At 60.8% G+C, this 19,312-nt stretch carries 21 protein-coding genes; 10 read left to right on the top strand and 11 right to left on the bottom strand.

Annotation, left to right across the window (positions count from 1 at the left end; genetic code table 11):
- The first annotated feature begins 4 nt into the window (after window positions 1-4).
- A complete protein-coding gene (locus ACQY8Q_RS14565) occupies window positions 5-364 on the top strand; it encodes a DUF805 domain-containing protein (protein WP_428427225.1) in 360 nt (119 codons plus the stop codon).
- Between the two features lie 35 nt (window positions 365-399).
- Here the strand turns inward: ACQY8Q_RS14565 and ACQY8Q_RS14560 are convergent, their stop codons facing one another.
- The 3 genes from ACQY8Q_RS14560 to ACQY8Q_RS14550 form a co-directional block, all read right to left on the bottom strand.
- A complete protein-coding gene (locus tag ACQY8Q_RS14560; RefSeq protein ID WP_428427224.1) occupies window positions 400-1,575 on the bottom strand; it encodes a GAF domain-containing sensor histidine kinase in 1,176 nt (391 codons plus the stop codon).
- Between the two features lie 88 nt (window positions 1,576-1,663).
- Complete coding sequence (locus ACQY8Q_RS14555; protein ID WP_428427223.1) at window positions 1,664-2,710, bottom strand: aldo/keto reductase; 1,047 nt, start codon at window positions 2,708-2,710, stop codon at window positions 1,664-1,666.
- 145 nt (window positions 2,711-2,855) lie between these two features.
- The gene (locus ACQY8Q_RS14550; protein WP_428427222.1) at window positions 2,856-3,764 is read right to left on the bottom strand and encodes an AraC family transcriptional regulator; all 909 of its coding nucleotides are present in this window, start codon (window positions 3,762-3,764) and stop codon (window positions 2,856-2,858) included.
- Window positions 3,765-3,954: 190 nt separating this feature from the next.
- On the opposite strand from ACQY8Q_RS14550, the gene ACQY8Q_RS14545 reads away from it, so the two are divergent.
- A complete protein-coding gene (locus tag ACQY8Q_RS14545; RefSeq protein ID WP_428427221.1) occupies window positions 3,955-4,695 on the top strand; it encodes an SDR family NAD(P)-dependent oxidoreductase in 741 nt (246 codons plus the stop codon).
- 85 nt (window positions 4,696-4,780) lie between these two features.
- Here ACQY8Q_RS14545 and ACQY8Q_RS14540 read toward each other — a convergent pair whose 3' ends face one another.
- A complete protein-coding gene (locus tag ACQY8Q_RS14540) occupies window positions 4,781-5,254 on the bottom strand; it encodes a VOC family protein (protein WP_428427220.1) in 474 nt (157 codons plus the stop codon).
- Window positions 5,255-5,459: 205 nt separating this feature from the next.
- Entirely contained in the window at window positions 5,460-5,942 is a 483-nt protein-coding gene (gene greA, locus ACQY8Q_RS14535) for a transcription elongation factor GreA (protein WP_426229414.1), read from the bottom strand.
- A 1,138-nt stretch (window positions 5,943-7,080) separates the two neighbouring features.
- Between greA and dapE the strand changes: the two genes are divergently transcribed.
- Both dapE and ACQY8Q_RS14525 read left to right on the top strand, forming a co-directional pair.
- A complete protein-coding gene (gene dapE, locus ACQY8Q_RS14530; RefSeq protein WP_428427219.1) occupies window positions 7,081-8,274 on the top strand; it encodes a succinyl-diaminopimelate desuccinylase in 1,194 nt (397 codons plus the stop codon).
- Window positions 8,261-8,875: a hypothetical protein gene (locus ACQY8Q_RS14525; RefSeq protein WP_428427218.1), complete on the top strand. Its 615-nt coding sequence runs from the start codon at window positions 8,261-8,263 to the stop codon at window positions 8,873-8,875. Before dapE ends, ACQY8Q_RS14525 begins: the two co-directional genes overlap by 14 nt.
- On the opposite strand, the gene truA is transcribed toward ACQY8Q_RS14525, so the two are convergent.
- The 5 genes from truA to def all read right to left on the bottom strand — a co-directional run bounded on the left by truA (window position 8,869) and on the right by def (window position 11,863).
- Complete coding sequence (gene truA / locus ACQY8Q_RS14520; RefSeq protein ID WP_428427217.1) at window positions 8,869-9,612, bottom strand: tRNA pseudouridine(38-40) synthase TruA; 744 nt, start codon at window positions 9,610-9,612, stop codon at window positions 8,869-8,871. The two genes, ACQY8Q_RS14525 and truA, sit on opposite strands and share 7 nt — an antisense overlap.
- The gene (gene fmt, locus ACQY8Q_RS14515) at window positions 9,612-10,547 is read right to left on the bottom strand and encodes a methionyl-tRNA formyltransferase (protein WP_428427216.1); all 936 of its coding nucleotides are present in this window, start codon (window positions 10,545-10,547) and stop codon (window positions 9,612-9,614) included. The genes truA and fmt overlap by 1 nt, the downstream gene beginning before the upstream one ends.
- 22 nt (window positions 10,548-10,569) lie before the next feature.
- Window positions 10,570-10,992: a type II toxin-antitoxin system VapC family toxin gene (locus tag ACQY8Q_RS14510; RefSeq protein ID WP_428427215.1), complete on the bottom strand. Its 423-nt coding sequence runs from the start codon at window positions 10,990-10,992 to the stop codon at window positions 10,570-10,572.
- Window positions 10,989-11,273, bottom strand: coding sequence for a FitA-like ribbon-helix-helix domain-containing protein (locus ACQY8Q_RS14505; RefSeq protein ID WP_428427214.1), 285 nt, complete (start codon window positions 11,271-11,273; stop codon window positions 10,989-10,991). The genes ACQY8Q_RS14510 and ACQY8Q_RS14505 overlap by 4 nt, the downstream gene beginning before the upstream one ends.
- A 65-nt stretch (window positions 11,274-11,338) precedes the next feature.
- Window positions 11,339-11,863, bottom strand: a complete 525-nt coding sequence (gene def / locus ACQY8Q_RS14500) for a peptide deformylase (RefSeq protein WP_428427213.1) — start codon at window positions 11,861-11,863, stop codon at window positions 11,339-11,341.
- A 144-nt stretch (window positions 11,864-12,007) separates the two neighbouring features.
- Between def and ACQY8Q_RS14495 the strand changes: the two genes are divergently transcribed.
- From ACQY8Q_RS14495 to ACQY8Q_RS14480, 4 genes are all read left to right on the top strand, one after another.
- On the top strand, window positions 12,008-13,207 hold the full coding sequence (locus ACQY8Q_RS14495; protein WP_428427212.1) for a DNA recombination protein RmuC: 1,200 nt from the start codon (window positions 12,008-12,010) through the stop codon (window positions 13,205-13,207).
- Between the two features lie 50 nt (window positions 13,208-13,257).
- Window positions 13,258-14,157, top strand: a complete 900-nt coding sequence (locus ACQY8Q_RS14490; RefSeq protein ID WP_428427211.1) for a ribokinase — start codon at window positions 13,258-13,260, stop codon at window positions 14,155-14,157.
- Between the two features lie 289 nt (window positions 14,158-14,446).
- Window positions 14,447-16,816, top strand: coding sequence for a methyl-accepting chemotaxis protein (locus tag ACQY8Q_RS14485; protein WP_428427210.1), 2,370 nt, complete (start codon window positions 14,447-14,449; stop codon window positions 16,814-16,816).
- A gap of 163 nt (window positions 16,817-16,979) precedes the next feature.
- Window positions 16,980-17,270: a hypothetical protein gene (locus ACQY8Q_RS14480; RefSeq protein WP_428427209.1), complete on the top strand. Its 291-nt coding sequence runs from the start codon at window positions 16,980-16,982 to the stop codon at window positions 17,268-17,270.
- Between the two features lie 88 nt (window positions 17,271-17,358).
- Here ACQY8Q_RS14480 and ACQY8Q_RS14475 read toward each other — a convergent pair whose 3' ends face one another.
- A complete protein-coding gene (locus ACQY8Q_RS14475) occupies window positions 17,359-18,303 on the bottom strand; it encodes a nucleoside hydrolase (protein WP_428427208.1) in 945 nt (314 codons plus the stop codon).
- Window positions 18,304-18,458: 155 nt separating this feature from the next.
- Between ACQY8Q_RS14475 and ACQY8Q_RS14470 the strand changes: the two genes are divergently transcribed.
- Together ACQY8Q_RS14470 and ACQY8Q_RS14465 are read left to right on the top strand one after the other, a co-directional pair.
- Window positions 18,459-18,890, top strand: a complete 432-nt coding sequence (locus ACQY8Q_RS14470) for an Hsp20 family protein (protein WP_428427207.1) — start codon at window positions 18,459-18,461, stop codon at window positions 18,888-18,890.
- Window positions 18,891-19,030: 140 nt separating this feature from the next.
- Window positions 19,031-19,288, top strand: coding sequence for a DUF1150 family protein (locus ACQY8Q_RS14465; protein WP_037104558.1), 258 nt, complete (start codon window positions 19,031-19,033; stop codon window positions 19,286-19,288).
- The last annotated feature ends 24 nt before the right edge of the window (window positions 19,289-19,312 follow it).

The raw sequence follows: 19,312 nt of genomic DNA, 5'->3' as shown, positions 1-19,312 counted from the left end.
CCCTATGCGCACGGAGGGGCAGCAGAGCATGTCCTGGCTGTTCTTCAGCCCCTCCGGCCGCGTCAGCCGCCTGCCCTATCTGCTCGGCTGGCTATTCTGGGCCGCGGCCAGCGGCTTCGTGCTGTCCCGCGTATTCGCCCATCAGGGCAACGATATTCCGCTGGCACTCTGGACCCTGATCCTCGTCGTCACCGCCCTTGTCTCCACCGCATCGATCGCGTTGATGACCATCAAGAGGCTGCACGATATCGGCTATCCCGGCCACCTCGCCATCTGCCTGTTCATTCCCGTGCTCAGCCCTGTCCTCTTCATCGCACTCTGCCTCTGGCCGGGCACCGATGGGGCGAACGACTACGGCCGCTGACTGGCGGAGACGGCAAGGCTGCCTGGAAGTGGCGGCTATTGCTGCGGCATCTGGAAGGTGAAGCGAGTTTCGGCCGGTGTCGATGTGACCAGCAGCTTGCCCTTGTGGGCCTTGGCGATTTCCGAGGCGATATAGAGCCCAAGACCGAGCCCCTGCAGGTTCGTCTTGGCCGAAGCGCGCACAAACGGCTTGAACAGGTCCTTGACCACCGCTTCCGGGATCGGCTCACCGGCATTGGCCACCGCAATCTCGAAAAGGCCACCCGATGTCGTAGATCGCACCCGAATCGGCGCTTCCGGATCGCCGTGGGTCAGCGCATTGGCCAGAAGGTTGGACAGCAACTGGCCGATCCGGCCCTCGTCGCAGCGGACCATCGCCTCCGTCAGGTCAGCCTCAATCCGCCGGCCCGGATTGGCCAGAATCAGTTCCGCGACAACCTGTTCCAGAACCGGCCGGAGCGGCACGCGGTCTGCCTGCTCGATGGAAATGCCGCCGCCCAGCCTGCCGCGGGCGAAATCGAGCACGTTGTCGATCAGGCCCGACATCCGCGAAATGCTGTTCTGCATCAGCCCGAGCACCGTCTTGCTTTTATCGTCCGTGACCGAGCGCTGCAACATGCGGGTGCCGGCATCGAGCGATGCCAGCGGATTGCGCAGATCGTGGCCGAGCACGGCAATGAACTGCTCGCGCAGCTCGCTGCCCTGCCGCTCCTGGTCGATGCGGTCGTGCGCGTCGAGATGAAAGGCGATCAGGTTGGCAAACAGCTGGAACATACCGGTGATCTCAGGCGTGTTCAGCGTGCGCGGCACCGTATCGATGGCGCAGAGCGTCCCAAAGAACGACCCGTCGGCAAGCATGATCGGCACGGAGATGTAGCTCTGCAAGCCGTAGTGCGCCGGTGTATGATGACCGGAATAGGTCGGGTCCTCGGCGACATTGTCGATGATCACCGGCTCATGATGATCACGGATTTCATTGCAGATCGTCGTTTCGATCTTCAGCTCGCCGCCCGGCTCCAGACCGAAAGCCAAATTGTCCTGAACGCCGCAGGCAATCCACCGGTCGGCGGTGACCCGCGCCACCGCCGCAAAGCGCATGCCTGTCGTCCTGCAAACCACATCGAGAATGGTCGGCACGGCGGTGATCTGTGCGATAGCGTCAACCGCAGCGGCGGGATTGTCGTTCAATGCATGACTTTCGATAGGAGGCATTCAAAGCGGTTCCCTCTTTCTCTGCGGAATGCACCTCAGATGCAAGTCTGATGATGGAAAGGGCGGCGACAACCGCCGCCCTGCGGCATCATGCCTTGGCTTCGAACGGCTGCGGACGGCGCGCTGCCCCCTGCCGCTCCAGCATCCAGCCCGGATATTCCGGCGGCAGGGCGCTGACGGCGTCGAGCTTGGCAAGATCGTCGGCATCGAGCCTCAGCTTCACCGCCTTCAGGTTTTCCTCCAGCTGTTCCACCCGCTTGGCGCCGATGATGACGCTGGTGACGAAGGGCTTGGCCAGGATGAAGGCGAGCGCCACTTCGGCGACACTGGCACCATGCTTTTCCGCAACCTCGCGCATGGCGGCGACACAGGCCCAGGCCCGGTCCTTGTCAACCGGCGGAAAGTCGAAGCTGGCCCGGCGGCCTTCGCCATTGCCCGGTGCGCCCGGTCCATACTTGCCCGACAGCAACCCGCCGGCAAGCGGCGACCAGACCATCAGGCCCATCTTTTCCTCGTTGAGCAACGGCACGATATCCCGCTCCAGATCGCGCCCGGCGATCGAATAATAGGCCTGCAACGTCTCGAACCGGGCAAAGCCCTTGCGCTCGGAAACACCCAGTGCCTTCGCAATCCGCCAGGCCTGCCAGTTGGACATGCCGACATAACGGACTAGCCCGCTCGTGACCAGATCGTCCAGCGTCCGCAGTGTCTCGTCGATCGGCGTTACCGTATCGGTTCCGTGTATCTGATAGAGGTCGATGTGATCCATCTGCAGCCGGTCCAGGCTCTCCTCGACCGAGTCCATGATATGGCCGCGCGAGGCGCCGCGATCGTTCGGGCCGTTGCCCATCTGGCCAAAGACCTTGGTGGCGATCACCACGTCCTTGCGCTCGACACCGAGATTGATCAGCGACTGCCCGAGCAGCCGTTCGGACTCACCGGCAGAATAGACATCGGCCGTATCGATGAAATTGACGCCGGCGGCCAGAGACCGCTCGACGATCCGGTCGGCCGCATCCTGATCGACACCGGCGATACCGCCCCAGAAGGCGCCTTCGGCCGATCCGAAGGTCATCGTTCCCAGGCAGATTTCCGAAACGAACAGGCCGGTATTGCCAAGCTGATTGTAACGCATGGGGTACTCCATAGTTCTCTTGAAATGAAGGGGACGGAAGGGCCCGGCAGCGCGGGCAATGCTTTTGAGGAAAGTAGGGCGCAACGGCTGCGTTGCCACCCCGGGGACTTTCGAACGCCGCTCTGCGCGTCCAAAACGGTTTTTGCTATTCGGCCGCGGCCTGCGTGCGCAGCATCGAGACATCGCGCAGCGGCGACTGGCCGTAGAAACGGGTATATTCCAGTCCGAACTGCGACGGGCTCTGATAACCGACGGTATGCCCGGCCATGCCGGCGTCCATGTTGTCGACCAGCATCAGCCGGCGCGCCTCGTTGAGCCGCAATTGCTTCTGGTACTGCATCGGCGTCATCGCCGCGACCGCCTTGAAATGATGATGCAACGACGAAACGCTCATGCCGCAATGGTCGGCCAGATCCTCGATCCGCAGCGGCCGGACATAGTGTTCACGCAGCCAGGCGATTGCCTTGGCGACCCGGTTCCCCGGGCTGTCGGCCGTGGCAATCTGGATCAAGCGCGGCCCGTACGGTCCCGTCAAAAGACGATAGAGAATTTCCTGTTCGACGAGGGGCGCCACGCCTGCAATGTCGTTCGGAGTATCAAGGAGTTTCAAGTACCGGAGTGTCGCGTCCACCAGGGCTGGCGATGCCTTGTGGACGACAAGACCCCGCATGCCATCGGCCGTTGCCGCGACGGATGGAACGGCGATCCGCTGCAGCACCTCGCGCAGCCGGTCGGGATTGATCACCATGCCAAGCCCCAGATGCGGCGCCTGCGGACTGGCGACGCTGACCCGCGAGATAACCGGCAGGTCAAACGACACCACGACACAATCGCCAACCCCGTAATGATAGACATCCTGCCCGAGCGTCACACTTTTCTGGCCTTGGGCAATGAGCGCGAAGGCCGGCCGGTGTGCCAGGTGCACAGGAGCAGTCGGTGCGGTCTGGCGCCCCAGCAGCAGGTTGTCGATCGCGGTCTCGAACATGCCTGTTCCCGGCGTGTGCCGCGAAATGATCTCAGCGATTTCACCGAAGCGTTCTGTCTGGTTCTGCATGGAGCGGAAACGATACCCTGATGTTCGACTGATCCGAAGCTACTCCGGAATATCGAACCGGGAAATGCCCACTCTCTCACATTTGCAGGATCGCATAGAAATCTCGGAGTATCGTTGTAACGCTATTGCCCTTGTCTGCCGCATGCTTGGCTCATCGGATCAGCAAGTCCGAAGAATCAAGGAAATCGCCATGACCAGATTGACCGGAAAAACCGCCGTCGTCACCGGCGCTGCCAATGGACCGGCGGCCCGGATCGCAGCCCGGCTTGCCGCCGAAGGTGCTGCCGTCATCATCAATGATGTCGCCGATAGCGAAGGTGCATCTCGCGTTGCCTCAGAGATCGTCCGGCGCGGTGGCAGGGCTGTCGCCGTCGAGGGCGATATCTCGAAGGCGCAGGATGTGAAGCGCATCTTCCGGGCCACGATCGAGATTTTTGGCCGGCCTGACATCGTCGTCAACAATGCCGGTATCGTCCGGGTCGACCCGCAACAGGCAGAAGCAGACGCCAACAGGACCTTTGCCGTCAATGTCTTCGGCACATTCCTGATGTGCCAGGAAGCGGCCCGCCAGTTCGCCGGCAAGGGTGGCATCATCATCAATATGAGCGTAATGGCCAATGCCGCTCCGCAGGCAGGAACGCCGGATGCGGAGACGCAGTCCACCATCAGGAGCGCCATCGATATGCTGACACTCGGCCTTGCTCGCGACTTCGCCGAGCGCGGCATTCGTGTCGTCTCGATCGATCCGGCGGGTTTTGACGCAGAAAACCTGTGCAGCCCCGATCTTCCCGAAAAGACCGCACGCCGCATTCCCGCCCTGAAATCGCTGCGCCGCGGCCGCCTGCCCGGCGCCGGCACGCCTGCCGCCTCCGATGATATCGCCTTCATCCGCAACGAACTGGTTGCATCCGCGGGCTGGCGCGGGTGGTGAAGACCGGCCCGTAAAGGCCATCCATACCGGACGTGCGCCGAATGCCTGCGCTCCGGCAAATTTGCGGCCCGGTGCGAGACTGCTGTCAGCCGCGCCGAGCCGCTTCGATCACAGCAACATCGATCTTCTTCATGGTCATCATCGCATCAAAGGCACGCTTTGCTTCACCGCCGCCTGCCGCCATCGCTTCCATCAGGACGCGCGGTGTAATCTGCCAGGACAGACCCCACTTGTCCTGGCACCAGCCACAGTCATTTTCACGGCCACCATTGCCGACAATCGCGTTCCAGTAGCGGTCGGTCTCTTCCTGATCGTCCGTTGAAATCTGAAACGAGAAGGCTTCGTTGTGCTTGATGCCGGAACCGCCGTTCAGGCCAATACAGGCAACACCGGCAACCGTGAACTCAACAACCAATACGTCGCCCTGCTGACCCGATGGATAGTCTCCAGGGGCACGGATGACGGCACCCACCGCACTGTCGGGAAATGTCTCTGCGTAGAAACGGGCGGCGGCCTCGGCGTCTTTGTCATACCAGAGGCAGATGGTGTTCTTTGCCATTGCGGTGTCCTTTCGCGCTTCATTCTCCAATTCCATCAAAGCCGAAAACTAAACCGAATTTTCAGCCCGTCCAAACCAATTCACGAGCACTCTAGGCAGGGGTCGTTCTGGCCCAATTGCGGCATAAGCTGAGTCCGAAGTTTCAAAGACCCCACAGCCGTTGAAATGCCTGCAGAACCATAGCCGTCACATGCTGGCGGGTATTCTAGGCAATGGCGATGATCTCGAGTTCCTGATCACCGGCGCCCACCACATCGCCGACGGCCTTGCCCGTCAAAAGCCGCGCCACCGGCGAGACATAGGAAATCGATCCGGCCTTGGGATCGGCTTCATCCTCGCCGACAATCCGGTAGGTCTGGACACGCCCGTCGTTGCGGCTGAACGTCACCGTGCTGCCAAACGAGACTTTGTCGATCGATGCCGGCGCGGGCATAACCTCGGCCGTATGAACCCGTGCCGCAAAATAGCGCGTATCGCGCAACGGGGTGGCCGCCTGCCTGCGCCGCTCGTTGACGTCCTCGATAGTACTCGTGGCCTCGTAGGCCGCACGGGCTTGGCTGAGTTCCAATTCCAGCGCCTTCAATCCAGCCTCCGTCACCCGGTTCGGGTGCGGCGAAATCGGCCGGTCCGGCAAATGGGTTTCCGCAGCCGTTTCAGCACTATCATCCTTGGCAAAGGCAACACTCAAATCTCAAAACTCCATCTCGACACGATGCGCCCATGCAGGCGCCCAGGGCAAGGGGCCATCGCCCGCATGTTTGTCAGAACCGTCTATCGCAAGACAAGGGATTATCCGCCGATAGTTTACTATCGGTCGAAGGTGCCGCTCACGTTTCGGGTATTTCCCAATAAGCAGCATACCATACACCGAGCCATTATCCTCACATGCCGCAGGAATTCAGACACGGCATTTGAACCGCACGCAATCGCTGCCCAATAACACGTCATCCTCGGGTCAAGCCCCTTGGATGAGGGAGGAAATATGCACCTCCTCAGTGCTCAGCACTCGTCCCGCGTTAGTGGGAGAAAACGGCCTGCCTTCATTTAACTTCAAGCACTTATCGCCCCGTCCTCCTCGCGACCACTACCCACCCCACTTAAAAAATCATCCCCGCAAATCCCCGCGGTTCAGACCCGTGCGATCATCAGTGCGTCCTGTCACGGCGAGACTGCTAGGCGTAGCGGTGAGACAGGGCCGGTGCCGGGTGAAGGACAGACGTAAGCCTTTGTCCGGTGGATGGTCAGAAAGTGGTTTCCCTCCCGTCTGCAAAATGGCGGGGCGTGCCTGTGAGGCACACATGAGGACCGGCGACTGGTGTGTCGAAAGACAGGCCTTTCGCGGCGAGACGGCGAACAGCCGTAAACGCCGCCCCGTATCAAAAGGGCGCCGCCATCCCCGCAGAGAAACCGGAGTTGCCCATCGGCAAACACTGAACGGGGCGCTTGGAAGGCGTCATATAAAAAAACTTAGCTCCGGCACTTTCCAGCGCCCCGGCCAAGTTAGTATCACAAAAAACCACGGCGGATTTTTCCGGGCGTGGCTTGAGGTGTTGACGGGACCGCGAACTCCCTCTTCTCCCTTGCGGGGAGAAGAGGAAAACCCACCTCCCCCTTGAGGGGGGAGGTCGCGACACAGTCGCGGGTGGGGGTGACCGCCGCGAACTCTGCGACCTAAAGCATAAGCCGTAGATCACCCCGCCCCGGCACTACGTGCCGACCCTCCCCCTCGAGGCGAGGGTAAAACTGCCGCGAATGCCAAGTGTAACAGCGTGACAGCCCCGTATGGATCGGCTAAACCAAGCCCCGCGAAACAACAGGCTTTCTTGATGACCGCTATCGATCCCGTCGCCAATCTCTCCGCACTGATCCGCTGCCCGTCCGTGACCCCTGCCGAAGGTGGTGCGCTCACTGCCCTGGAAGCGATGCTGAAGCCGCTCGGCTTCGTTGTCGACCGGGTGACGGCGACCGAGGACGGGACGCCGGATATCGAAAATCTTTATGCCCGCCTTGGCACAGATGGCCCGCACCTGATGTTTGCCGGCCATACGGATGTCGTGCCGGTCGGTGACGAGGCCGCCTGGACGCATGGTCCGTTTTCCGCCGATATCGCTGGCGGCGAAATGTATGGCCGCGGCGCCGTCGATATGAAGGGCGGCATCGCCTGTTTTGTCGCCGCCGTCGCCCGCCATATCGAAAACAACGGGCCGCTCAAGGGATCGATCTCGTTCCTCATCACCGGCGACGAGGAAGGCCCGGCGATCAACGGCACCACCAAGCTGCTCGAATGGGCAGCGGCAAAGGGTGAACGCTGGGACGCCTGCCTGGTCGGCGAGCCGACCAATCCGGACCAGCTCGGCGACATGATCAAGATCGGCCGGCGCGGCTCGCTGTCCGGCACCATCACCGTGCACGGCGTTCAGGGCCATGCCGCCTATCCGCATCTGGCCGACAGCCCTGTGCGCGGCATCCTTTCCCTGACGCAGGCGCTGATGGACCCGCCGTTCGATGGCGGTACCGACACTTTCCAGCCGTCCAATCTCGAAGTGACGACGATCGACGTCGCCAACAGGGCAGTCAACGTCATCCCGTCCAAGGCATCGGCAAGTTTCAACATCCGCTTCAACGATACCTGGGACGCCGACAGCCTGAAGGCGGAGATCATCGCCCGGCTGGATCGTGCCGCCGCAGAGAGCCCGCTTCGTCCCGGCCGCCCGCCGGTCCGCTACGATCTCGTCTGGAGCGAGCGCCCGAGCCACGTCTTCATCACCCGCAACAACGCCCTGATCGCCTCGCTGTCGAAGGCCATAGAGATGGTTACTGACCGCGAGCCAAAACTCTCGACCACCGGCGGAACATCGGATGCGCGCTTCATCAAGGATTTTTGCCCGGTGGTCGAGTTCGGACTTGTCGGCCAGACCATGCACATGGTCGATGAACGGGTCGCCATCGACGACCTCCGAACCCTGACCGGGATCTATGAAGTCTTCATCAGCCGCTGGTTTGGCCATGCCGCAGATTGAGGAAGTCGGGGCCTATCTGAAGGGTGTCTGGCTGCTGATCCTGGGAGACCAGAGCGGCTTCGACTGGCTCGACATCACTGCGACCGGCGTCTGGCGCTCGTTTGCCGCATTCCTCTGGTGCCTTCCGGCCATGGCCGTCGGCTGGGCGGCGTGGCGCCTGTTTTATCTGGAACAGATGCCGACAGGAACCGAAACGGGGCTCGGCTTCATTTTAAGGCTGTTTCTCGTCGATGCAACGATGTGGATCGTGCCTCTGGTACTGGTGGCCGTCCTGGCAAAGCCGCTCGGCTATGCCGACATGCTGGCCACACTTATCGTCAGCACCAACTGGCTGGCTGTCCCGACGGTCTATGCGATGGCGGTCCCGCTGGCGATCAGGCTGGTCCTTCCAGGCGGCCAAGGGTTGGCCTACCTGCTCTCCCTGACCCTGCTTTTGGCCAATTTCACGGTGATTTTCAGGCTGGTGAAGACCGTGACCAACAACCAGCTGCTGCTCGCCTCGGCGATCTCAGCCCTTTTAATCCTGCCGTCCCTGATGTTGAGCGAAGCCCTGCCACCTCTGCTCGGTCTGATGCCGATCTATGCCGCAACCCTTCAGTAATCGACCTGCATGAAATAAAGCCCGTCGGGCGGCGCAACGGGACCGCAGGCCTTGCGGTCCTTCGCCTCCAGCGCTGCCCGCACGTTGTCCGGCGTCCATCGCCCGTCGCCAACCATTTTCAACGTGCCCGCGAACGAGCGGATCTGATTGTGCAGAAAACTCTGCGCCGTCGCCCGGATTTCGATGACATCGCCAGCCCGCGTCACATCGAGCAGGTCAAGCGTCCGCCACGGGCTGTTCGCCTGGCAATGGGTGGAACGGAACGTGGTAAAGTCGTGGTGGCCGACCAGCACCTGTGCGGCCACATGCATGGCCTCGTGATCGATCGGCTTCGACACCCACCAGGCACGCTTCGCCTCCAGCGCCAAAGGTGATGGCCGCGAAATGATCCGGTAAAGATAATGCCGCCGGAGCGCAGAAAAGCGGGCGTCAAAGTCGTCAGAAACCTCGGCGGCCTCGATGATCGACACCTGCTGCCCGGCCCGCCCGAGATAGGCGTTCAGCGCATTGCGCAACGTCTCCGGCTTCCATGCCCGCGACAGATCGACATGCGCCACCTGGCCCCAGGCATGCACGCCGGAATCGGTACGGCCCGCCCCCCGGATCAGAGCAGGTTCGCGGGTCAGCGCCAGGATCGCCTTTTCGACGGCGCCCTGCACCGACGGCCCATTGTCCTGCCGCTGCCAGCCGACATAATTGGAGCCGTCATATTCGATCAGCAAGCGAAACCGCGGCATCAGGACAGCCTTGTGCCGGCGGGAATGGGCGTGCCACGCCGGAAATCTTCGGCATTCAAAACTTTGCCTCCCGCCTTCTGCAGCCGGGTCAACCGAACGGAACCCTCGCCGCAGGCAATCGTCAAGTCGTCGAACAGCGCCGTACCCGTCTCGCCGCCGGCGGTTTCAGCCACCGAAGCAAGAACCTTGATCCGCTCTGGCTTGCCACCAATCTCCAGCTCGAACCAGGCACCGGGAAAGGGCGACAGTCCGCGAATGTGATTGTGGACTTCGACGGCCGTTCTGGAGAAATCGATCCGCGTCTCCGCCTTGCTGATCTTGGCGGCATAGATGACGCCATCGTTGGATTGCGGCCTCAGCGGCAGATCACCGCCATCGAGCTTGTCCATGGCCTCTTTCATCAAACCGGCACCGGCGAGCATCAGCTTGTCATGCAGCTCGCCAGCCGTCATCTCGCTGCCGATGGCGATAACCTTGGTCAGCGCCACATCGCCGGTATCGAGCCCCTTGTCCATCTTCATCACCATCATGCCGGTCTCGTGGTCACCGGCCATGATCGCCCGCTGGATCGGTGCCGCTCCACGCCAGCGCGGCAGAAGCGACGCGTGGCCGTTGTAGCAGCCAAGCCTTGTGCCGCTCAGAATCTCTTCTGGCAACAACAGGCCGTAAGCCACGACAACGGCAACATCGGCGTCGAACTCGCGGAACGTCTGACGGTCTGCTGCATCCTTGAAATTGACGGGGGTCAGCACCTCGATGCCCAGCAGTTCTGCTGCCTGATGCACTGGCGATTTCTGCAGGTCGAGACCACGGCGTCCGCCGGGACGCGGCGGCTGGGTGTAGACGGCAACGATCGTGTGACCGGCCTCAGCCAGCGCCGCCAATGTCGGGACCGAAAACTCCGGCGTTCCCATGAAGATGATGCGAAGCGGCATGGCGCGCGGTTCCCCGTTCTGATCAGGCCTCTTCAAACGGGTTTACCAGCTTCAAATCAAGCCCCTCAAAGTCTTTTGTATTGCGCGTCGCCAGTGTCGCATCATGCGACAAGCAGATCGCGGCTATCATGGCGTCCTGAACCGAGATCGGCCGGCCGGCACTTTCGCGCTTGGCGCGGAGACGGCCGGTTAGCACCGGGGCCCGCTCACTGAAGTCCAGAATGCGACCACGAAACTGAATTGCCAATAGGCGTTCAAGCGAGAGAATATACCGATCAGAACCCGTACGCAGATAAAAGCGCTCCGCTCCAAACGACTGCTCCATCACGACGATGGAGTTGAGATACAAATTCGATTCGGCTTGACGTCGAAACCATACTCCAACGCTTTTGTCCGGGGATGATTTTACAAGCTCCGAAATGATGTTCGTGTCGAGTACGATCATTGGAACTCCAGGGCCGGGCGGCCAAAGTCTTTCTTCCGCTCCGCTTCCACCTCATCCAAAATAGCGGCAAAATCGTCACCCAAGCCTTCGTCAGCTCCAAAAGCTGCACGCAGAACATCGTAGGCAGATTCCTCCACGGGCTTGATATCGCTCTCGGCGATCAGGCCCCTGCGCAAAAGCTCCTTGGCTTCATCGGAAAGACTACGCCCGGTGCGGTCAGCCGCAGCGGCGATGTCGCGCTTGAGAGCGTCGGAAATATTTCGGATCAGCAGATCGCCCATGCGCAACCTCCACTATGATATCACTGATATCATAGTCTCGCAGGCCCGGATTTTCAATCGAAGTGTCAGATCGCCTTGGCGCCGCGGGTCTTGGCGGCCTTGGTAAACTTGCGGATGACCATTTCGCGCTTCAGCTTGGAGATGTGGTCGATGAACAGCACGCCGTTCAGATGATCGATCTCGTGCTGCAGGCAGGTCGCCAGAAGACCATCGGCCTTCGCCGTCAGCTGCTTTCCTTCAAGATCGATGTATTCGATCGTAATGGCTGCTGGCCGTTCGACTTCGGCATAATAGTCCGGGATTGACAGGCAGCCTTCTTCGTAGACGGACGGTTCGTCGGATGTGGTCAGGATTTTCGGATTGATAAAGACCAAAGGCTGTTTTTCTTCGCCATCCTTCGACACGTCGATCACCAGCATCTGGCGCGGAATGCCGATCTGGATCGCGGCAAGGCCGATGCCGGGCGCGTCATACATCGTGTCCAGCATATCGTCGGCCAGACGGCGAACATCGGCATCGACCGTTTCCACCGGCTGGGACAGCTGGCGCAGGACGGGATCGGGAAGAATGATGAGCGGCTTGATGGTCATCTGGCTCCCATAACCGATCTTTTGCGCCGATGGAATTCTCGTTTTCAAGATTTTTGCAGCAAATGCAGCAGTTTGTATCGATCGATTCACCAATGTTCTTGTTTTGATCTAGTCAGCACGTCCGAATCCCCCTAACCTGCTGCCATGGAACCGACAATTCTCACCCTCGATCAGCCGCTTTTCATTCTTGGCTCCTATCCGGTCACGCTCGGCATGTGCCTGTTCGGCGCTGTCGTCATCCTGCTGTTTGCCGGTATTCCGGCAGTCCTCGGCAAACGGCGGGACCGGCAGTCGGCACTCGATGCCGAGCAGCGCATGACGGCGCTTCTTGCTGCCCAGACCGAGATGCAGGGCCGTATCGCGGCCATGGCCGATGTGTTTGGCGCGCGCCAGTCCGAACTCAACCAGTCGATCAGCCAACGGATCGACGGCATGACGCACCGGCTCGGCACGTCGATCACCGAGCAGACGAAGGCGACGCATGAAAATCTGCGCCGGCTGCAGGAGCGGCTGGCCGTCATCGACACGGCGCAGACCAATATCCAGTCGCTGGCCAAGGACATGGCCGGGCTGCAGAGCATTCTGTCCAACAAACAGACCCGTGGTGCCTTTGGCCAGTCGCGCATGGAAACGATTATCGCCGATAATCTGCCGATGGGCACCTATGCCTTTCAGGCGACGCTTTCCAACGGATCGCGGCCGGATTGCACCATCCGCATGCCGAACGGCCAGCCTGTGCTGGTCATCGATGCGAAATTTCCGCTCGAAGGCTGGAACGCCATTCGCAGTGCCGAAAACCCGGAGATGACCCGACAGGCGCAACAGCAGTTCCGGCGCGACATGGAAGTGCATATCCGGGATGTTTCCGGAAAATACCTGATCCCGGGAGAGACCCAGGAAACGGCCTTTCTCTTCGTGCCATCCGAATCAATCTTCGCCGAAATCCACGAACATTTCGAGGGGATCGTCCAGAAAGCGCACCGGTCGCGGATCGTCATCGTCTCACCATCGCTGCTGATGCTGTCGATCCAGGTCATCCAGGCCATCCTGCGGGATGCAAGGATGCGCGAGCAGGCGCATCTGATTCAGGGCGAAGTGATCCGGCTGATGGAGGACCTGACCCGGCTCGACGACCGGGTGCGCAAGCTGCACGGCCATTTCCTCACCACGCAGAAGGACGTCGACGACATTCTGGTGTCGTCGGACAAGCTCAAGCGGCGCGGCACACGCATCGAGGCACTGGACCTCGAAACATCCAGTGCGGCGGCAGACGCCAAACCGGATCAGAAATCCTTCGACACCCGTATCGGGCAATTGAAGCTGCGGGTGGTTGACGAGGACTGACCCTGTCGGGCACTGTCCCGCAAAATCGACTGCCCCGGGAGAGACTTCAGATGATTACAGTTTTCGGCTCCATCAACATGGACCTGATCGCCACCACCGCACGCCTGCCAAAGCCCGGCGAGACCGTAACCGGCACGGGCTTTTCGACCGCCGCCGGTGGCAAGGGTGCCAATCAGGCCTTGGCAGCGCGGCGGGCCGGAGCCAGCGTTCGCATGGCAGGCGCTGTCGGATCCGACAGTTTTGCCGATGGCGCGCTGGCTCTCCTGAAACAGGCCGGCACCGATCTGTCGTTGACGAAGACCGTCAGCGAACCGACTGGTACCGCGCATATTCTGGTCGGTGGCGACGGCGAGAACGTCATCGTCGTGGTGGCGAGCGCCAATGGCACGGTCAGTGTTGACGATGCGCAATCTGCCGTCGAAACGATGAGTCCCGGTGATACTTTGATGCTGCAGCTAGAAATCCCTCCCGCGTCGGTGGAGACGGCGCTCATTGCTGCCAAGAGCAAGGGGCTCACATCGATCATCAACATCGCGCCTTTGACGGCGGATGCCGCACGGCTCGGCCGGATGGCCGATATTGTCGTAGCCAATGAGACGGAATTCGAGCTGCTTGCCGGACGCGAAGGGCTTTCGGCGGCTGAGCGTGAAAATGCCATGCAGGCTCTGTCGCGGGAAACAGGCCAGACCGTCATCGTCACGCTCGGCGCCGAAGGCGTCGTTGCCGTGCGCAGCGGCAATATCCACCGCGCCAAGGGTTTGAAGATCGAGCCGGTCGATACTGTTGGCGCCGGCGACACCTTCTGCGGTTATCTCGCCGCCAGCCTCGATGCCGGGCTCGATTTCGATGCGGCGCTGCGCCGTGCCGCCGTTGCCGGTTCGCTTGCCTGTCTCAACCCGGGCGCCCAGCCGGCCATCCCGCAGGCTGCCGAGGTCGACGCCAGGATCTGACCGGCGGCACTGCCAAACGGGCCAGTGCGCAATCAGGACAGCCAAAGTCGCCTATGCTGCACTCCGACCGAAATCCCGTCAAAACTACGGGATTTCGGTCTCTAACGTTGTTCTAATTTTAATAAATCCCACGCTATCAAGCACCTGCAAAGGCTGCCTTTCCAAGGATCAAAGGCAGCCTCACGATGCCGGTCGGTATCTGGCGCTCCATGAGGGGGCATCTCCCACCCAAAGATCGCGCCATTCCGCGGCTTGAAACCCGCGGACCTCTCACCATGCGGGGATATTCATGTTCAAGTTCCAGGCCAAATCGCTGGCGACAAAACTAATCGCGGTCACGGGCGGCACCATTGCGCTCGTGCTGCTCGCCTCCAACTACGTGCTGATCTCCCAGACGCAGGACCGGGTCGAAACCCTGGTGCTTGACCAGGCACGCACCGAGGCAAAATCCATTGCATCCGACATTGCCAGCAACATCGCCGAACTGGCGGGTGCTGCCCGCTCGACTGCCGGGATCATCGGACGCGGCCAGGAAGGCGGCTATCTCGACCGCAAGGCCGTCGTCGATTTGCTGAAGGCCAATGTCGAAAAGAATACATTCGCGTTTGGCAGCTGGTTTGCCGAGGAACCGAATGCCTTCGACGGAAAATCCAAGGACTATGCGGGCCAGAAGGATTTCGGCGCCAGCAAGGACGGAACGCTGAACCCCTACTGGACGAAGAGCAAGACCGGCATCGCCTTCTCGACCTTTGATTCCGATTACGCGGCCGATTGGTATGCGCTGGCGGCCAAAAGCCTCAAGGGCGCAATGTCACCGCCCTATACCGAAAGCACGACGGGCGACAGCAACTCGATGTCCTCGATCGCCTATCCGGTCATCGCCAACGGCAAGCTGATCGGCGCCAGCGGCGTCGATGTCTCGCTGTCCTCGCTTGCCAACAAGGTGAAGGATATCCGCCCCTTCGGCACCGGCCGCGTCACATTGCTATCGCAGACCGGCAAATGGCTGGTCGCCCCGCTTCCCGATCTGCTGATGAAGGAATATGACGGCATCGGCGCGGATGTTGTCAAGAACGCGCTGTCCACCGCAAAGCCAGGCATGATCCACGACCTGACCTATGACGGCAACGAGACCTTCGAGCGGGTGGTCTATCCCTTCTCCCTGCCCGACGTGAACACCACCTGGGTCGTGCTCGTCGACGTCCCGCAGTCTGCGATCAATGCGCCCGTCGTCGATCAGACCTACATGATGATCATCGGTGGCCTGATCGTGCTTGGCGCCGTGCTTCTCGGCCTCTACCTCTCCGTTCGCAGCTTCGTTCAGAAGCCGCTTGCAGGGCTGGTCAGCGATGTCGAGAACCTCAGCAAGGGTGTCTACGCCAACGCCGTCTCCGGTCAGGATCGCACCGACGAAACCGGCTCTGTCGCCAAGGCGCTGGAAGGCTTCCGTCACCGGCTCGCCGACACCAAGCGTCTGGAAGCCGAAGCACAGCAGGAGCGCCAGTCTTCCGAACAGCAGCGCAGCCAGTCCGAAGCCGAACGTGCCCAGTCGAACGCCACCCAGCGCGAGATTGTTGCCAAGCTTGCCAAGGGCCTGTCGCAGCTCTCCTCCGGCGATCTCGCCTATCGCATCACCGACGATTTCCCCGGCGAATATGCCCAGCTGAAGACCGACTTCAACTCAGCCATGGAAAGCCTCGAAGAGACGATCCAGACGGTCAACAATTCGGTCGTCAACATCAGCACCGGCACCAGCGAAATCAGCAACGCCGCCAACGACCTGTCACACCGCACCGAACAGCAAGCCGCAAGCCTGGAGGAAACGGCAGCAGCGCTCGATCAATTGACCTCGCAGGTCAATGCCAGCGCCGACAATGCCAAGGTTGCGGCCAAATCCGTCGAGACGGCCAGCAGCGACGCCGAACAGTCCGGTGAAGTGGTGCAGAAGGCGATTGCCGCGATGAAAGGCATCGAGCAGTCGTCAGGCGAAGTCAGCCGCATCATCGGTGTCATCGACGAAATCGCCTTCCAGACCAACCTGCTGGCACTCAATGCCGGTGTCGAAGCCGCCCGCGCCGGCGATGCCGGCAAGGGGTTTGCCGTCGTTGCCCAGGAAGTCCGCGAACTCGCCCAGCGCTCGGCCAATGCCGCCAAGGAGATCAAGCAGTTGATCAACACCTCGGCCGGTCAGGTTCGCGACGGTGTCGATCTCGTCGGACGTGCCGGTGGAGCGCTGCAGAAGATCGCCGACCAGGTGGTCCAAATCAATGGCCTGATCCGCCAGATTTCCGGCTCGGCCTCCGAGCAGGCCGTCGGCCTGAAGGAGATCAACACGGCGGTCAACCAGATGGACCAGGTGACCCAGCAGAACGCGGCGATGGTGGAAGAAACAACCGCCGCCAGCATGGCGCTGAACGAAGAAGCCCGTGCGCTGAACACGCTCGTTTCCCGGTTCCATGTCGCACGCCAGGGCCAGTCTTCGACCGAGATGCTGCGTAATACCGCTGACAAGATGCGGGCGCCAGCCAGGGCATCGACGCCGAGCTACAGCGCACCTGCCAAGTCGGCGCCAGCCCGCTACAGCGCTCCGTCGCCAAGGGCAGTGCCGCAGGTTTCCGGCAACACGGCTCTCGCCCAGGACAACTGGGAAGAGTTCTGAGCCACAGGCATTTGAACTTTCGAGACGAATGAAAACGGCGCCCATGTGGCGCCGTTTGATTTTACCAGATGTCCTTCGGTCCCAACAATCGCCTGCCCACCTCTGATGGAACTTCCTTTGATCCTCAGCGTTAAGGTTGATTGTCAACGCGGAGGAATTCGAGATGACTGATCGTGGGCCCACAGTTATCAATACAGGCCGCAGCAACACGAGTTGGATTGTTGCTGTCATACTGGCGCTTGTCGTCATCGGCGGCATACTGATGTATACCGGCGTTATCAACATCAACGGCGGTGGCGGCACCAACGTGAACGTCAACGTGCCGGCAGTGGAAACCCCATCGACGGACAAGCCTGCAACAGACACCCCGGCAACGGGTTCGCCTGCAACCGGCACGGCGACCACACCCACGACGACGACCACACCGACCACAACCACGCCGACCACGCCGTAGATGTGAAGTCTGATTGGGCGCAACGCCTCTGAAGCTGAAGCAACGGCGCCTTTGCGTCGCCGTTGTTCGTTTGCCGTTATGCCTACGCTTAAAGACGCGCCAACCGCTCCGTCAAGAGATCGAAGAAGCCCTGATCATCGACCTCGCGCATGACCTTGGCATTTTGCTTGCGGCCGGTGACCTGCCACCAGTCGACCACCGTCATGCCGACGGTCAATTCCGATTTGGTCTCGATCTCGACATTGCAATCGCGGCCCTTGAACAGCTCTGGACGCAGCAGATAGGCGATCACGGTCGGATCGTGCAGCGGGCCGCCGTCGGAACCGTATTTCTCGATATCAAAACGCTCGAAGAATTCCAGCATTTCAGCCATGGCGACGGCTGCCGGCGAGCCGATCGCCTTGATCTTTTCGACCCGGCTCTTGTAGGTCAGCACCCGGTGGGTGACATCGAGCGGCATCATGACGATCGGAATGCCGGACTTGAAGACGATATCGGCAGCATCGGGATCGACATAGATATTGAATTCCGCCGCCGGGGTGATGTTGCCGCCCTCGAAGAACCCGCCGCCCATCATGACGATTTCACGCACACGCGGGGCGATATGCGGCGCCTTGTTCAGCGCCAGCGCAATATTGGTAAGTGCGCCCAGCGTGCAGAGAGTGACGGTGCCCGGCTCTTCAGTAAGCAGGGTCTCGATGATGAAATCGACCGCATGCTGGGTCTGCATCGGCATTGTCGGCTCTTCGACCACCGGGCCGTCGAGGCCGGTCTTGCCGTGCACATGTTCCGCCGTTACCAACTGGCGAACCAGCGGCCTGTCGGCTCCAGCGTAAACCTTGACGTCGCGGCGATTGCACAGCTCGCAGATCACCCGAATGTTGCGGGAGGTCAGCGCGACCGGCACATTGCCAGCGACAGCTGTGATACCCAGCACATCGAGTTCGCCAGGGCTGCCGAGCGCCAGCATGATCGCGGCGGCATCGTCCTGCCCCGGATCGGTATCGATGATAATCTTTCTCGGCACGGCCATGCGGGTCTCCTCCAAATCGGCGAGCGGGACTATGATTTGCCTCTTGGCCCAGTGCAAGCGCCTTGCACTCGCTACGCACAGCTACCATATTGAAGCCTCGCGGATGCTGCCTCGCAGGTCCGTCAAAACAGTCGCTTGAGCTGCAAGGACTAGATATGACCCGGATCACGCCCTTTACGAGCCCGCTCCTGCTCGGTTTCGATGCGATGGAAAAGACCCTTGAGCGCATCGCCAAGGGCAATGACGGCTACCCTCCCTACAATATCGAACGCGTTCGCCACGACGATTCATCCGTCGAGCCGGACAGCCTGCGAATCACCCTGGCCGTTGCCGGTTTTTCGGAAGACGATCTCGACGTCACGACAGAGGAGAATCAGCTGATCATCCGCGGACGCCAGACTGAAACCAGCGATCGCGACTATCTGCACCGTGGCATCGCCGCGCGCCAGTTCCAGCGGATGTTCGTGCTGGCCGAGGGAATGCAGGTTTCCAAGGCCGAACTGAAGAACGGCTTGCTGTCGGTCGACCTCATTCGTCCAGAACCTGTCCGCATGGTAAAGAAAATTAATATTTTGGTCCCAGAGTAGGATAACCGGCAGCTTATGCCGGCTGCACCAAGGACCCGGCCGCTCCCAATGGCCTCGTACTTCGTACAGAAAAATCAATGTGTTGCGGATTTCCCTCGCCTCCCGGGCGATGAAATCAGCAAAGCCACGGAGTACGACTCATGGGATTGAAACACGTCAGCTCACATCTGTCGAAAAACGACCTGGCGCATCTCGGCGCCGGTGAGGTTGGCTATATCCGCAAGATGCGCTCGGACGAAGTGTCGCGTGTCTTCCCGGAAGCCCCCAATATGGACCCTGATCTCGACCTGTGGGCCCTGTTCGGCGCTGACGGCACACCGATCCTTTTGACCGACAACCGCTCCAGCACCTTCTTCAAGGCCGCAGAAGACGATCTGCGCACTGTCAGCCTGCATTAAGGCAGGCTGTTGTGACATTCCGGC

The organism is Pararhizobium sp., assembly GCF_965279435.1.
Classification (GTDB): Bacteria; Pseudomonadota; Alphaproteobacteria; order Rhizobiales; family Rhizobiaceae; genus Pararhizobium.
This window is presented reverse-complemented; position numbering and strand designations above follow the sequence as displayed.